Source organism: Methylobacterium tardum (assembly GCF_023546765.1).
Lineage (GTDB): Bacteria > Pseudomonadota > Alphaproteobacteria > Rhizobiales > Beijerinckiaceae > Methylobacterium > Methylobacterium tardum.
Genome location: NZ_CP097484.1, coordinates 979679 through 994319, shown reverse-complemented (window position 1 = coordinate 994319; position 14641 = coordinate 979679). Strand labels below are relative to the sequence as shown.

The 14641-nt window shown below is 66.6% G+C and carries 12 protein-coding genes and 1 pseudogene; 9 read left to right on the top strand and 4 right to left on the bottom strand.

The features are described from left to right. Positions 1–158: 158 nt before the first annotated feature. Positions 159–401, top strand: a complete 243-nt coding sequence (locus M6G65_RS04830; protein WP_238197460.1) for a hypothetical protein — start codon at positions 159–161, stop codon at positions 399–401. Positions 402–1758: 1357 nt separating this feature from the next. Beyond that, positions 1759–2682 carry a metallophosphoesterase gene (locus tag M6G65_RS04825; RefSeq protein WP_373323819.1) on the top strand — a complete coding sequence of 308 codons (924 nt, stop codon included), beginning with the start codon at positions 1759–1761 and terminating at the stop codon, positions 2680–2682. Positions 2683–3770: 1088 nt separating this feature from the next. Here M6G65_RS04825 and M6G65_RS04820 read toward each other — a convergent pair. Both M6G65_RS04820 and M6G65_RS04815 read right to left on the bottom strand, forming a co-directional pair. After that, positions 3771–4067 (bottom strand): hypothetical protein, encoded by a 297-nt coding sequence (locus tag M6G65_RS04820; RefSeq protein WP_238197458.1) that lies wholly within the window; start codon positions 4065–4067, stop codon positions 3771–3773. Positions 4068–4215: 148 nt separating this feature from the next. Then, entirely contained in the window at positions 4216–4584 is a 369-nt protein-coding gene (locus M6G65_RS04815) for a hypothetical protein (RefSeq protein ID WP_238197457.1), read from the bottom strand. Positions 4585–4956: 372 nt separating this feature from the next. Here M6G65_RS04815 and M6G65_RS04810 point away from each other — a divergent pair, with 372 nt between their 5' ends. The 5 genes from M6G65_RS04810 (at position 4957) to M6G65_RS04790 (ending at position 10639) form a co-directional block, all read left to right on the top strand. After that, positions 4957–5319 carry a hypothetical protein gene (locus tag M6G65_RS04810; RefSeq protein ID WP_238197456.1) on the top strand — a complete coding sequence of 121 codons (363 nt, stop codon included), beginning with the start codon at positions 4957–4959 and terminating at the stop codon, positions 5317–5319. A 434-nt stretch (positions 5320–5753) separates the two neighbouring features. Then, entirely contained in the window at positions 5754–6641 is an 888-nt protein-coding gene (locus tag M6G65_RS04805; protein WP_238197455.1) for an N-acetylmuramic acid 6-phosphate etherase, read from the top strand. Positions 6642–6679: 38 nt separating this feature from the next. After that, positions 6680–7678 (top strand): SIS domain-containing protein, encoded by a 999-nt coding sequence (locus M6G65_RS04800; protein ID WP_238197454.1) that lies wholly within the window; start codon positions 6680–6682, stop codon positions 7676–7678. Between the two features lie 285 nt (positions 7679–7963). Continuing rightward, positions 7964–9988: a BadF/BadG/BcrA/BcrD ATPase family protein gene (locus tag M6G65_RS04795; RefSeq protein WP_238197467.1), complete on the top strand. Its 2025-nt coding sequence runs from the start codon at positions 7964–7966 to the stop codon at positions 9986–9988. A 213-nt stretch (positions 9989–10201) separates the two neighbouring features. Next, positions 10202–10639 carry a hypothetical protein gene (locus tag M6G65_RS04790; RefSeq protein ID WP_238197453.1) on the top strand — a complete coding sequence of 146 codons (438 nt, stop codon included), beginning with the start codon at positions 10202–10204 and terminating at the stop codon, positions 10637–10639. A 213-nt stretch (positions 10640–10852) separates the two neighbouring features. Here M6G65_RS04790 and M6G65_RS04785 read toward each other — a convergent pair whose 3' ends face one another. After that, the gene (locus M6G65_RS04785) at positions 10853–11026 is read right to left on the bottom strand and encodes a hypothetical protein (protein ID WP_250104335.1); all 174 of its coding nucleotides are present in this window, start codon (positions 11024–11026) and stop codon (positions 10853–10855) included. On the opposite strand from M6G65_RS04785, the pseudogene M6G65_RS04780 reads away from it, so the two are divergent. Together M6G65_RS04780 and M6G65_RS04775 are read left to right on the top strand one after the other, a co-directional pair. Beyond that, positions 10959–11240 (top strand): annotated as a pseudogene (locus tag M6G65_RS04780) (glycosyltransferase family 2 protein); the annotation flags it as partial. The gene M6G65_RS04785 and the pseudogene M6G65_RS04780 overlap by 68 nt on opposite strands. 124 nt (positions 11241–11364) lie before the next feature. Then, positions 11365–13098 (top strand): glycosyltransferase family 2 protein, encoded by a 1734-nt coding sequence (locus M6G65_RS04775; protein ID WP_250103630.1) that lies wholly within the window; start codon positions 11365–11367, stop codon positions 13096–13098. Positions 13099–13131: 33 nt separating this feature from the next. Here the strand turns inward: M6G65_RS04775 and M6G65_RS04770 are convergent, their stop codons facing one another. Then, entirely contained in the window at positions 13132–14613 is a 1482-nt protein-coding gene (locus M6G65_RS04770; RefSeq protein WP_238197466.1) for a LysM peptidoglycan-binding domain-containing protein, read from the bottom strand. Between the last annotated feature and the right edge of the window lie 28 nt (positions 14614–14641).

The following is a 14641-nucleotide window of genomic DNA, read 5'->3' as shown; positions in this document are numbered from 1 at the left end:
ACAAGCCGCCGCACGAGAGCTAGCCAGCGTTAATTATGCCGCTCCCATATTGCGGAACCGTCTTGAAAGTGTCCTCATTGCCAGGAAGGCGCGAAGCGCCGAAATGTGGCTTAGATGCAGGCGTACAGCAAAGTTGAACCGCCACCGTCGGGGGAGACATGATCACTCTGATATTTGCGAGCTTACTCGGAGGAATCACCACTATTGCTTGCGCCTGGCATTGGCTGGGATTGTACTCGATCCTAATCGCTCCGCTGGGGGCGACAGTCAGTACTGCTCTGATGGGATTTGCCCTTGCCTACATCAGGAAAATTCATGATCGAAAAATGCGTATTATCCCGAATCGAGTTGAACATCCTCAATCCGAAAGCGAAGAAACTGAGCAGATCAAGCATCACTGAGTGTACTTCTCATTGCCACTTGCTTTGAAGCAGCGCTGAGTACTGCCAGATGCCCCGACTTATTCCAGCCCCGATCCTGACGAAAAGGAGATCGACTGCGTGCTCATGTGGCTCGTAGCGCGACAATCACGTTAATCGTGTCAATCGCGTCCTGCGCCCACTCATAAGGTTTGATGTATTCGTAATAAACAGAAATTTCAACTTGCAAAATCCTGACGCATTCGTCCGACAGTTCTGAGAGGATATTGTATCCGTCCTCATTTAAAACGGACCGTATCAATACGAGAGGGCAACCCAGCTCATATGTGACGAGCACTTCCTGGTCGGCATATGGGTCAAGCGGGTTGATACAGTAATGATCTGGCATCCGAAGTTCTATACTCAACTTGTATGTAAGTTAGTGCCCCTATATCGCCGCTGAATCAGCCCGATGAAAATTGCTGATCCACGTGTGCCTGAGAGTCACCCATCCCTACTCGCTCAATCCGTGTTCACGTTACCCGACTGACGGTGCCGCCCCACAGCCTTCGACTGCCGCAGACACCGTAGCACGCCACGAGTTGATGCAAGCTGCCGGCGACACGGCCTCGCTCTCACAGTCCCGTCGAGACGTCAGGTACAACCGAGTAGGCGCTCGGAAACTCGCCCCGTAAAGCCCAGCACGCTGAGCGAATGGCTCCTTTCACCTGAGTCGGAGCGCGCTGGGCCTCAGCCTGGGCGCGGAGCTCCTGAAGCTCGCGCAGGAGCGTCTCCCGCCGCGGATCTCCTGGAAGGCCGTGGTCTGTCGTCAGAAGGCTCAACAACGCACGGCCGAGGGGGTCCGTAAGAAGCGTCCACGTATCAGCGCCCATAATTAGTATGTCGCACTAAATCGGTATGGCACCAGGTAGCTGTCTACGTACATCCAACCAATTGAGCAACATAGAGCGTGCTAGGTACTGAACAGCTCAGGCTCGTGCCCCCGCGGGTCTGGTCGGTGAGGAGGGACGGAGGAGCATCGCTCGGTCGCTTTGTCGTTCGAGATCTCGGCTTTGCCAAGTGTCGGCTCGCCGATGAGTACGATGCCTTACAGCCGCACGACCCCAGATGGCCGGCCATAAGATGGCAGCATGGGCCTTCAAGATGGGAGCGACTGGCCGCCGTCAGCAGCCTCAGCCTGACCAGCACAGCGATTCACAATGCGTGCCAGCTGCACGATGCGGTGGCCGACTCAGGCGCGATCCGGCGTAAGCTTGACAAGCCTTCTGTACCCGTGCCGTGGGCTGTGGGAGGAAGGTGCTACGCGATCGTGATGGGTTCGAAACCCGTCCATAGCTATCGCACATGAACCTTGCAGAGCTCAGACGCTTCACCCTCAATGCTCACGCGACGCGGACTGCTCTCCCGCCCTGCCCTGACCGGCGCCCTGGTCACGGCAGGCGGCCTCATTAGCACAGGATACGCAATGGCGTTCGAGCCATATCGTGTGCAAGTCACCACCTATCGCCTGTCGCCCCAGGGCTGGCCGCCCGGCTTGCGCCTGCGGATCGCACTCCTGACCGACTTCCACGCTCACCCGCGATGTATGGGCGAGGCTGAAATCGCGGCTGTGGTCGATCGAACCAACGCGCTCGCTCCCGATCTCACGGTGCTCCTGGGAGACTACGGCTCGCAGAGCGCAGGCCCGGTGCCCCTCGAGACCATTGCCGGTATTCTGCGCAACCTCACGGCACCGAAGGGCGTCTACGCCATCCAGGGCAACCATGACTGGGGCGACGATCGGGAAGCGCGCCGCCGTGGCCATGGCCCGACGCGTACCGAACGAGCGCTGCGGGCGTCCGGGATACCGTTCATCGAGAACACGGCGGTGCAACTCGACCTACCCGTGCCGCTTTGGCTGGCCGGGCTGGAAAGCGAGGACACGCCGCGCGCGCAAGAGCCGTTTGAGTGGTTCCGCCTTGATACCCTCACCAGAACGCTCCGGGATGTACCGGTAGGCGAGCCCGTCATCCTGCTGGCGCATGAACCGGACGTCTTCGCCTTAGACCTCGACCCACGGGTGGTCTTGACGTTATCGGGTCATACGCACGGCGGCCAAATCCGCATCCTGGGCTGGTCGCCCTGGATCCCATCACGCTACGGCCTGCGATACGCCTATGGCCATGTTGTCGAGCGGGGACGCGATCTCGTGATATCGGCTGGTCTGGGATCCCACTTCGTAGCTGGCCGCCCGCTACGCTTGGGTGCGCCGCCCGAGATCGTCATTGTTGATCTCGAGCGGCAAGACGCTCCTACATCTTAGGGCGTCGAGAGGCATCACTCAGCAACCGGCGCAAAGCAGGACCGCTCAGTCACCATCAAGGAGCGGATCATCCTCGTGAGGCTGGATCAGAGCCTCTCTTCAAGACGCCGAAAACGAGCTCGAGTGACTTACCGCTTTTTAGCCTCTGGCCTAAAAGCGCCCGAGACTCCGTCGCGCGACATCGACGTTTTCAACAATCCCTCCTGCCATATTGCGCGCCGGTTGCGGTCAGTCCCGTTGAGTCCTCAGAAGCGCAGCGCCATCCAGCCCTGCCCCGCTAAACCGAAGCAAACCCAATCCGCGAGTTCCGCCAGCCATATCGCTGCAGACCAGTAGATGGGCAGGCCCCACAGTTTGGTAGCCGCTTCCTTGTCTCCCTCCATTCTCCACGATGACGATGGCGCAAGCCTGCAAATGACGTCCCTTGTCGTTCGCTGTGCGTCATCGCACGCTTTCAGGCTCCGCCCACCGCGTTAACCCAAACACAGGCAGCCGGTGCGAACCTGCGCACGGCATCCAATCTTTCGAATCTCGTTGGGTCGGCAAGCGTCACCATGGTCACTATTCGGCTACTCGTCGCCAGCTTGGCCGTCTCTCTCAACCTCGGTGTTGCTCAGGCAGCTGACCCAGAGCGGACAGACAGCACCGATCTTATGCTGGACGCTCACTTGGCTCTGCACGCCCGCTCGGTGATCACTGACCCGACTCTAACTGAGCCTGGGCGGACCACATCAGTGATCCTGCCTGAGCTAAGCGTCACTTCCTACGTCTTAGCATCCAGGCCTCTGCCGCCGTTGAAGCCGCTTCCGAAATGGGATCCGCACGTCTGCATTGGCTGCTGAACGCCGCGCCTTCAGCGCCTCTTCCACGAGGCGATGCGACGGGTTTAGTCCTCGTCATTCTTGAAGCCGTTCAAGCCCTCCAGCAGCTTTCTCAACGGCATCGACTATCTCTGGCTGATTGAGGCGGCCGAATGACCGGATCGACCGGACGGACAGGATAGATCCCTCGGGTTTTGTCCTGTCCGTCCGGTACCCGCTGCCGGACAAATCGGACATCTGTCCGGAACGTCCGGTTTGTCCGCACGATCACACGATGACCCACTTCGTGATCCGCAGACCCGACCAAGCCCTGCTGCGACGCGCCAGAAGCTTAGTGGGTGCCGGCCGTATCGTGATGAGGCCGTGGCCTTCGATTTCCACATCAACGGTCCGCGAGAAGCGCGATACGACCTCGCCCCGCGTGAGCGTGTTGTCGCTGTTAGTGATGCGGAACGTGTCACCTATGGCTGGTGTCGTCTGGTGGTTGGATTGCGAAGTGGCGAGGTGCAGCACCGTTCCGCCTTGGATCGCGTCGGTGAAATGAGCATCCCAGTTTTGAGTCATTCAACGCCTCCAAACCCCTCGCTCGGTCAGCAGGCCGAGCGGGATCAGGAATAGAAGGCTCGACGCACAGGCTAGCAGGAGTGACAGGCAAGGGTTGAGATCAGGTTGTCGCCAGCGGCGGCCGGTGACCGGGCCCCTGCTAAGCCGGTTAGATCCTCACGCTCATCGCGCCCAGTTCGGCCGCCTCTTCCACGGTAGCACCGTTCCGCAATGCCATCGCGATGACGGCCGACATCTTGTCGACGGCTTGAGCGCGATCTTCGCCGTGATCGTAGGGAATGCTCATTCGCAATCTCCGGTGAGCGTACTGCCCATCCGGAAATTTACGATCCAATCGATCTCTGAGCATTCTGATGGCCTGCGTGTAGTCCTGATCAAAATCGCGGGCTCTGCGATGGGGCTTCTTGCTGGCAATCTCAGCTTCATCTTCTGCGGGCAGCAACTCGCCCCGACGCACCCGAGTGTCGCTGACAATGAAATCAAACGCTTTGGCGATCAGCCGGTAGATAAACGGCATCGGAGCCTCCCCAATAGGCAACGGATGACGCAACTGATCAGTGTTCGCAACACGGATCTGGAGTACGTGGCAGCAAGGAGCGGGCCACGATGGCGCCGAGCGCTATGCCGCTGACGGCTCCCGCTGGAAGCGCGTGGCCTAATCCGGATTGCGTGGGTCCAAGCTCTCACGGGCTTCCTGCCTGCGCCATTGAGAGAGCCGCAGTCCTCTCAACAACGGCAGCCAGTCTGTCCCCGACACGAGCATCACCATTGGACCGGGGATCCGAAGGCCGGCACGGCTGCACTCCCTGACCAAGCAGGGACCATCCATCAAAGATAGCGGCGGAAGGGTTACGCCGCTGCGGTCTCCTCCGACATCGAGGACGGCACCATGACCACCGGCAAACTCAGCGTAGAGATCCATTCGCCCGGCACCACGCCGAGCCACCGCAGCCCGGCGCCGCTCGCCAGCGCGACCTTGTCGATCTCGGCCACCACGCCGACCGATCCGAATGCCTTGCCCGCGGTGGCATCGCTCCTCACGGGCGGCACGAGCTTCACCGGCACCTGCATCGTGTTCGTCACGCCGCACAGCAATCTGCAGAGTACCAACATCTGGTGCTCTTTCGGCACGACGCCCGATGTGACGGCAGAGCCCCGGAACATGCTGGTCCCAGACAACACAGGCCGCACCCAGACCTTCCTCATCGACATCTGCTTGAAGGACCGGATGCAGTTCGCGACTACGGCGTGAGGCCCGACCGCTCTACCGACGATCGTCATCCCGCAGCGATGGTCCTTTGCCCACCTCGATGAACCTGCCGATGAACAGAGCAGCGGGAATTGAGGCGAGAAACCAGACCCGGACAAACCGAAGCACCTTCAGCATAGACTGCCCTCACATCTCCGCGGGACCAACAGAGCACAACGCAGGGAGTGCCATCGCGACCATCTTACAGGGAGGGTGTCCGGTCGGACAGTTGGTGGTAGGCGGACAGTGTCGGACCCACAAACCGGCTCGTCCCGAAAGCCGTCGATCGGACGAACTTCCTCCTCGGTCGTAGCGACGTTCCCGGCCTGAGCGGCTGCTCGGGCACCGCTTATGAGATCTTGACGCGAAAGACGGCGGAGCGTTCGTCCGCCATCTCCGTTCTTCAGCCACGGGATCCTGCGGAGGAACAGCCAGGCATGAGCACGGAGTGGGCGAGCCCCCGTTTCAGCGAACTCGACGCCTGGGAGAGTGCCGACATCCTGCAGGCGCTCTGGGAGGGACAACTCGCGGCCGTCGCCGCGATCGGGCCCGCGCTTCCGGCCATGGAAGCGGCCGCAGCGGCCGCCGAAGCCGGCCTGCGCCGCGACGGGCGCCTCCTTTATGTAGGGGCCGGCACCTCGGCACGGATTGGCGTCCAGGACGGGGCGGAGCTGCCGCCGACGTTCGACTGGCCGGAGGAACGCCTGGGCTTCGCCGTAGCGGGCGGCGAAGGTGCGCTGGTCCAAGCGGTCGAGGGGGCCGAGGACTCGACGCAGGACGCGGCGCTCTGGGCCGAGCACGCCGAGATCCGGTCGGACGATGTCGTTATCGGGTTGTCCGCAAGCGGGATCACGCCGTTCACCCTCGCCGTCCTTCGCCGTGCCCGCGATCGCGGTGCCGTCACCATCGGGATCGCGAACAATCCCGACACGCCAATTCTGCGTGACTGTACCCATCCGATTCTCGTGGCGACCGGCGCAGAAGCGATCGCCGGCTCGACGCGGATGAAGGCGGGAACCGCGCAGAAGATCGTGCTCAATCTGCTCTCGACGCTGATCATGATCCGGCTCGGGCGCGTCTATCGCGGCCGTATGGTCGCGATGCGCGCCACGAACACCAAACTGCGCCGACGGGGCGTCGCGATGGTGGCGCAGATCGCCGGCTGCGATGCCGAAACCGCGGCCAGCGCCCTGGCCGCGGCCGAGGGGGACATCCCGCGCGCGGTGCTTGTCGCTCTCGGGATCGACCGCGATGACGCGGCCAGCCTGCTCATGCGCAACGGCGGCAACTTGCGCGCGGCTCTGGCCGAAGCGGGGCCGGCATGAGGGACCCCGCGCCGATGCCGAATGGGCCCGAAACATCCATGGCCCGCGAGATCGCCGAGGTGCCCGCGGTCGCCGCCCCTCTCTGCGCCGGCTGGGCTGAGGCGGAGCGCGTCGCCTCAGTCCTCAGGGCCCGTCGCTTCCCGTTCGCGGTCGTATGCGGTCGCGGAAGCTCGGGTCATGCGGGCGTCTACCTTCGCTACCTGATCGAGACCCGATGCGGGCTCGCCGTCTCGGCATCGGCCCCCTCCGTCGTCACCGGCTACGATCGCCCGCCGCGAATGGAGGGCGCGCTCTTCATCACCATCTCGCAATCCGGCCGGTCGCCGGACCTCGTCGCGGCGACGCGCACCGCACGCCAGTGCGGCGCCCTCACGCTCGCGCTCGTGAACGATGCGGCCTCACCCGCCGCGGCGGCCGCCGATCTGGTCCTGCCGATCGAAGCCGGGCCTGAGCGGGCGGTCGCGGCAACGAAGACGGTGGTGAATTCGATGGTTGCGAGCGCCGCACTGGTCGCGCGCTGGTCCGGCGACGACGCGCTGATCCGTGGCCTCGCGGCTCTGCCGGGTCGCCTCGCTGCGGCCTCCAACCTCGACTGGAGCGCCTGGACCGCCGATCTCGCGGGCGCGCCGGCCGCCTTCGTCACGGGCCGCGGTCACGGCTTGGGCTCGGTGCGGGAGATCGCGCTCAAGCTTGCTGAGACCTTGCGCCTGCCGGCCCTCGGCTACAGCGCCGCGGAACTGCGGCACGGGCCGCGTGCCGCGATTCAGCCCGGGACCCCGGTGCTGGCATTCCGCCAGGACGATCAGCTCGCCGAGGGGATTGACGCGCTTGTGCAGGACCTCCGGCGCGCGGATCTGCGCGTGCACGCCTGTGGCGGGCCGAACGGTAACCTGCCTTGGCTTGCGCCCGATCACGCCGCCTGCGACCCCATCGCCATGCTGGTGCCCGCCTACCGCGCGATCGAGCGCGAAGCCCGCCGCCGCGGTCTGGATCCGGACGCGCCTGTGGGCCTCACGAAGATCACGGAGACTCTGTGAGCGCCCTCGATCTCGTCATCCCCGCCGCGCGCCTGGGTACACCACCCGCGGGCTGAGTCTCGGAAAAACGCGCAAGCACCCTGAAACGGTCTAGAGGCAGGTTCGTTCGTTCAGAGAACAGGATCCCATGGATCAACCCGTGCAGGACGGACGTGGCTCAGAGCTCACCCGGAGGTGCTGTTTGGGCGTCATGAGGCACTTGTCGACACGCTGGCGGACGTTGGCTCCTGCGCCTGCGCACCGAGACTTTGCGGCCATGCGCCGGTTCCCTCGGGTCTCGTGATCATGCAGGCTCCACACCCATCCCTCTCCGCACAGAGCAATGGGATCAGGCTGCTGGCTATCGATGCGGGAGCCAGCAAGACGATCGCGGTCTTGGCAGACGCGCACGGAGCCGAGCTATCGCGGGCGCGGGGAGCGGGTGCGCATATCGGCCTGCTCGGCGCAGGGGTCTGGGACGTGGTCCTGCCGACCGCCGCTGCTGCCCTCGCCGAGGTGGGCTCGGCGCTCGTGCCCCAGCAATTGCATTGCTGTCTGGCCATCGCGGGTGGCGAGCATGTGGCCGCGCTCGCGGCGGCCCGCGCGGCTTCGCCCCGGTTCGGGCGTCTCCAGATCGTGTCGGATGGTCTCGCCGCCCTGAGCGGCTGTCTCGGTGCAACGGAAGCGGGTGTCATGGTCGCGGCTGGCACCGGCACCGTCGCCTGGGCCAGATCGCGGCAAGGCAAGACCACGAAAGCGGGCGGGCACGGCTTCCCGGCCGGGGATGAGGGCGGGGGAGCCTGGATCGGCCTGCAATTGATCCGACATACGCTGCTCAGAACCGATACCGCAGAGCTCGACGCACTCGCGAATGCCGTTCTCGACCGCTTCGGCGGCGATATCGCGCGACTGCACGCGTGGCTGCCGATCGCAAGTCCGGCCGATTACGCGACCCTGGCGCCGATCGCCTTCGACCTCGTCGGGAGCGGCGGGCCCGCATCAGCGATCCTGCGTTCGGCGGCACGCGAGCTTGTGCACCTTGCCGAGCGAGCCGACCCCAGCGGCGAGCTCCCCCTGGCCGTGACGGGCGGTCTCGCGGCGCCTCTGCGGCCCTGGCTCAGTGAAACGACGCGCCGGCCCATACGGATCACCGCTGACGCCGTGATCCGCGGAGCCCTCTCCATGGCTCGTGAGACGGACGCTCCTGTCAGCGCTCCGGCGCTGGTGTCCGGGTGTGCGAGCATCGCCGGCCGGATCGTCACGCCCGCGGGTGTGGTGACGGGCGAACTCCGCTTCCGCCGCCTTATCGAAGAGGCTCGTCCGGGCCCGGTGGATGAGGATGCACCACTGATCCTGCCGGGCTTCATCGACCTGCAGGTGAATGGCGGCGGCGGCCACGACATCATGGCGGGCGACCCGGACGCCGTGCGCGGTACGGGGCGCTTCCATCGCACCAGAGGCGTTACAACCTGGCTGCCCACGGTCATCACCGAAGCGGCCGACGAGCTGGAGCGCGTCACCCGCTCCGTCGCCGCAGCACGTGCCGACAGCCAGCTCGGTGAGTCGGACATGGCGGGTCTACACCTCGAAGGCCCTTTTATCAGCGCCACGCGGCGCGGCACGCACGGCCCCCACACCGCCGCGCCGAGTTGGGACCTCGTCAGCCGCTTGCATGCCCTTGTTCCCTTGCGCGTCCTGACCTTGGCTGCAGAGCTTCCAGGTGCGCTACTTGTGACGGCTTTGGCGAGGGAGGCCGGCATCCGCGTGCAGCTCGGCCACTCCAACGCGACTTACGACGAGGCTGCTGCCTTCTTCGCCGCGGGCGGCTCAGGCGTGACCCACCTCTACAACGCGATGAGCCCCCTGCAGGGCCGGGAGCCGGGTGTGGTCGGGGCCGCACTGGCACATGCGACGAGCGCGCAGATCATCGCCGATTTCATTCACGTGCACCCGGGCGCGCTGCGCGCCGCCTTACGGACGATCTCCGACCTCTTCTGCGTCTCAGATGCGGTGGCGGCTGCCGGTATGCCGGACGGCGATTACAGCCTCGGCGGGGTATCCATTCGCAAACGGGGGGACCGGGTCAGCAATACCGCAGGCGCACTGGCCGGCTCAGCCGCGCCGCTCGACGTCGCATGGCGCAACCTGCGGGCACTGGGATTGACCGTCACGGACGCGACGCGCCGAGTCTCGGCACTCCCGGCTGGCTATCTTGGGCTGAAAGACCGTGGGGCGCTTCAACCCGGGCTGCGGGCCGACATCGTGGTCATGGACGATGTAGGCATGGTGACCCAGGTCTACGTGGAAGGGGAGCCTGGCGATGCACGCTAGCCGGGCGATCGCCAGACCGTCCGGCGTGCCTTGCTGGCAGAGCCGGTTAGCGCCGGGAGCACCCTGCTGCGGCCCACGCACTGCCTGTCACTCAGGGTTGACCGGTCTAGGAGGCGATCGTATCACCCCGCCTCACTTCACAGGGGAGCCCTGTCGCGCCGGTATCCGGTCGATCCCGCCGTGCGACGATGCGCGTGAGCTCCTGAGAGCGTCGTGACTGAGACGGAGCCGACCTTGGGCGAGGACGTAGAGGCGCTGCGGGCCGAGCTCGCCGAGACCCAGGCACGGCTCAAAGAGGCGCAGGGCGAACTCGCCCGTCTGGTGCGCCTGGCCGAGGCCGATCTTCAGCGCCGGCGTCCCGGTGAGCAATCGAGCGTCGTCGCGTCCTCGGTCCGCCGCCCGGCCGCCAAGGAGGTCGCGGCCCGTATCGCCCGGTTCGCGCATTTGTACCGGGAGGCCGCGTCCGCCTCCCCCGAACGCGCGCCCGTCGTCCCCGAGGCGACGATGCTCGGATGGCTCGAAACCTCCGGCCTGTTCGACCGCCAGTTCTACCTGACGTGCAACGACGACGTCGCGGGTGCCGGCGCCGACCCGACGCAGCACTATTACAACCACGGCTCCGAGGAAGGACGCCTCCCCAGCACCCTCTGAGGGTCCGGTCTGGGGAAGCGGCCGGCTGATTGCGCGTTCGAGGGATCTGCGAGGGATCGGAGTGATGCAGGACGGGGCAGGAGAGGCCGCACCCGCGCTCGAGCCGTGGCAGGACGATTTCGCGACGATCTACGCGAGCGGCCTGTTCGACCACATCTGGTACGCGACGCGCTATCCCGAGGTCGGCCTGACCGACCTGTCGCCCCTCGAGCATTACGTGAAGTACGGCGCCCGCCTCGGCCGCCAGCCCCGGGCCGACTTCACCGCCCCGCCGGACGAGACCTTCGACGGCAGCTTCGTCAATCCCTTCGCGGCCTGGATCCTCGCGCGGGCCGAGACCGAGCCGGCGCCGGCCTGGAACCGGCCGGTCGTTTCCGTCCTGTGCATCACCTACAACCAGGCGGCGTTCATCCGGCAGACGCTCGACAGCATCCTCGGCCAAGCCACGGACTTCCCCTTCGAGCTGCTCGTCGGCGACGACCGCTCCACCGATGGCACCGCCGAGATCATCGCCGAGTACGCTGCGCGTCATCCCAACCTCGTGGCGGTGCTGCGGCCTGAGAATCTCGGACCCAACAAGAACTTCGCCGACCTCACGGAGCGTTGCCGCGGCGAGTTCGTGGCGATCTGCGAGGGCGACGATTACTGGACCGATCCACGCAAGCTCCAGCGCCGAGGTCGAATTCCTGCGGGCGCGGCCGGAATTCACCCTCTGCTTCCACCCGGTGCGCGTCGTCTACGAGGACATGCCGGGGATCGAGGAGATCTACCCGGAGCAGTGCAGCCCGCAGCCGTCGCTGTCCGACCTCGTCGCCCACAATTTCGTCCAGACCAACAGCGTGCTGTATCGCTGGCGCTACCACGGCGCCGAGGCATTCGTGTTCGGCGAGGGCATCGCCCCGGGCGACTGGTACGTCCACCTGATGCATGCCGAGGTCGGGCGCATCGGCTTCCTGCCGGAGGTGATGGCGGTCTACCGCAAGCACGCGGCCGGGATGTGGGCGACCTACGCGACCGAGCTCGCCCGGCACAAGAAGCTCGGCAATGCCGAGATCGCGTTCTTCCGCAAGCTGCGCGGCCATTTCGGCGGCCGCTACGCGGCGGGCTACGAGGCCGCGCAGAAATCGATCTTCCGGCGGCTCGCCGAGGCCTATCTCGACGAGGAGGACGTGCCGAGCCTCGGGCGGCTGATCGACGCCAATCCCGACATCGCCCGGACGGCCCTGCGCGACATGGGCCTTGATGCGCCGGACGCGCTCTCCGGCGACCCGGACGCCCTGCGCGGCTGGCTGATAGAGCAACTCACCGTTAGCGTCGTCGTCACGGCCTACAACCACGCCGCCGATATCGGCCGCTGCCTCGACGCGGTCTTAAGCCAGCGCGGGCTGTTCCGGATGCAGGTGGTGATCGGCGACGACAAGTCGACCGACGGGACGGCCGAGATCGTCGAGCGCTACCGGGCGCGCGACCCGGAGCGGATCGTGGTCCGGCCCCGGCCGCAGAATCTCGGCATGCTGCGCAACATGCAGGATTGCCTCTCCGCCTGCACGGGCCGCTACATCGCGTTCTGCGAGGCGGACGATTACTGGCTGTCCGACCGCAAGATCGCCCTGCAGATGCGGATGCTGCGCAACGACCGCGCCCTCGACATGTGCTTCAACTGGGTGCTGCTCCACTACCCGGCGACCGGCTCCTACGTGCCGCACGACGAGCAGGGCCGCTATCCCACGGGCACGATCAGCTTCCCGGTCCTGGCCAATTCGCCGCTCACCGCGAACTTCTCCTGCTGCTTCTACCGCGCCGAGGCCCTGCGCCGGGTACCGGAGGCGTATTACGAGAACGCCGCCGCGGCCGACTGGCTGATGAACCTCTACATCGCCGACAAGGGCCGCATCGCGTTCCTGCGCGAATTGCTGTCGGTCTACACGATCCAGGAAAAGGGCCAGTGGTCGGGCCTGCCCGAGAACATCAAGAACGCCCGGATCGCCCAGTACCAGAAGCAGTTCGCCGGCATCTTCGGCGAGGGGCGCGGCTTCGAGAAGTACGAGGTCGGCTGCACCGTGGCCGAGCTCGACGGGGAATTGCCGGATTCGTTTGCCCGGGCGAACCTCGAGGCGCCGCAGGACCGGGTCTGGGCCGAGATCCAGGATGGGCAGGTGGTGTTGGCCGGCTGGGTCGTCTCGGCGAGCCGCGCCAAGGCGACGCTGGTCGCAGAGGTCGACGGCGAGGTCCAGCGCATCCCCGTGGACGTCCACCGGCCCGACGTGATCGCGGCGGTGCTCGGCGACATGCCGACCACCATGGAGGAGGCCCGCTGCGGCTTCCGCTTCACCCTACCTTACGCGCTCCACCTCGAGGTGCTGCTCTCCATCGAGGTCGAGCACGAGGTCGTGCCCTGGCTCTCGGTCATCTTCACCCACCGGGTGAAGCGGAAAGCAGAAGCCGCGCTGAATCCGTGAGCAGGCTGAGGGTCGAGCCGGGACGACGGCCGATCAGCCCCGCTTGTCGGGGGGAAGCACGAAGATCTGGCCGGGGTAGATAAGGTCCGGATCCCGGATCTGGGTCTGGTTCGCGTCGTAGATCACCGTGTAGCGCTCGCCCCGACCGTAGGTGCGCTGGCTGATCCGCCAGAGGTTGTCGCCGCGGGTGATCCGGGCCGTGCTGATCTCCGGCACGAACACGGCCCCGGCCCTGGCCGGGGTGCCGGTCTCGGCCGCCAGATGGCGCGTGTCGGGAGTCGCGTCGGGCGCGGGGGCCATCCCGGCGGGCGCGGGTGCGGGCGACGCGGGTTGCCGGGGCGCGGCTGCCTCCGGGGTCTGAGCGGTCTCCCTGGCGGCCACTCTGGGGGCCTCCCGGGCGATGCCCTGGCCGCCGGACGGCGCCGCGGGCTCGCGGGCCGCGACCGGCGCCGGCTCGGGCACGGCCAGGGGCACCTCGGCGCGGGACGCCACCTTGCCGGTCGCCGCATCGATCTGGTCGATCCGCACGTGGTACTGGCCGGGCTTGACCCCGCGCCCGATGGTGAAGCTCGCCCGGCCATCGGGGCCGATGCTGCCGGGCGCGATCAGCGTGTCGTTGAGGTAGAGCCGGAGCGTCGCACCGGGCGTGCCGGCCGCCGTCACGAACAGGCGCCCGTTGCCCTGCACGTCGACGCTGACGATGCGGGTCGGCTGCGCCGGCCCGGGATGGGCCGCCGCGCGGCCGTCCCCGGCCGCTTGCCTGTTGGGCGCTGTCGGCTGTCCGGGTGCCGCGTTGGCGATCCTGGCGGGCGCGGCCGGTCCGGCTGCGTCGGGCTGCGACAGGACCACGGTCGCCGCGTCCGGTGCCGTCAGGGCGACCAGCGGCTGGCGGTCCCGGCCCGGGGCGACGCTCACCGCCACGCTCTGCTGCGAGCTGGCCGCCTGCCCGTCCTTGGCGGTCATGCGCAGCCGGATCGTGCTGGAACCCGCGGGCAGCGCCGGCGGCACGATCGCGAATTGCCCGCTGGCGTCGGCCATTGCCTTGGCCACCGGCTTGCCATCGACCAGCATCTCGACCTCGGCATGCGGCGCCCCGCGGCCGGCCACCACGGCGTCGCCGTTCGGCTCGACCCGGACGATGTCGAAGCGCGGCGCCTCGGCGGCTCCGGGCGCCCCCGCCGGCCGGCCGGATCCGGCGGATCGGGCGCCGGGCGTGGGCGATGCGGGCGCCCCGGGTTCGGCCGGACTGGGCCCGGCCGAACCGGGCATGGCAGCCTTGGGGAGATCGTTGCGGAAATCGATCGCGGGGTCGGTGGCCTTCGCCATCGCCCCGGGATCGGCGAGCCCGGGCACGCTGCCCTGCGGCACGGTCGTGGCGGCCGCCGGTGGCTCCGCCGCATCCCGACCGGTCAGCCGGCGCAGGGACTCGCCGCCGAACAGGGCCGCCACGAGCCCGAGGCCACCGAACAGGCCGGCGAGCGCCAGGGCGAGACTGCGCCGCACCTGTCCCGACATCGCCACGAAGGCCTCCCCTGATCCTGTT

Coding starts and splice junctions, on each gene's coding strand:
- M6G65_RS04830 (WP_238197460.1), top strand. CDS start 159: ATGATCACTCTGATATTTGCGAGCTTACTCGGAGGAATCACCACTATT.
- M6G65_RS04825 (WP_373323819.1), top strand. CDS start 1,759: ATGCTCACGCGACGCGGACTGCTCTCCCGCCCTGCCCTGACCGGCGCC.
- M6G65_RS04820 (WP_238197458.1), bottom strand. CDS start 4,067: ATGACTCAAAACTGGGATGCTCATTTCACCGACGCGATCCAAGGCGGA.
- M6G65_RS04815 (WP_238197457.1), bottom strand. CDS start 4,584: ATGCCGTTTATCTACCGGCTGATCGCCAAAGCGTTTGATTTCATTGTC.
- M6G65_RS04810 (WP_238197456.1), top strand. CDS start 4,957: ATGACCACCGGCAAACTCAGCGTAGAGATCCATTCGCCCGGCACCACG.
- M6G65_RS04805 (WP_238197455.1), top strand. CDS start 5,754: ATGAGCACGGAGTGGGCGAGCCCCCGTTTCAGCGAACTCGACGCCTGG.
- M6G65_RS04800 (WP_238197454.1), top strand. CDS start 6,680: ATGGCCCGCGAGATCGCCGAGGTGCCCGCGGTCGCCGCCCCTCTCTGC.
- M6G65_RS04795 (WP_238197467.1), top strand. CDS start 7,964: ATGCAGGCTCCACACCCATCCCTCTCCGCACAGAGCAATGGGATCAGG.
- M6G65_RS04785 (WP_250104335.1), bottom strand. CDS start 11,026: ATGCACAGGACGGAAACGACCGGCCGGTTCCAGGCCGGCGCCGGCTCG.
- M6G65_RS04770 (WP_238197466.1), bottom strand. CDS start 14,613: ATGTCGGGACAGGTGCGGCGCAGTCTCGCCCTGGCGCTCGCCGGCCTG.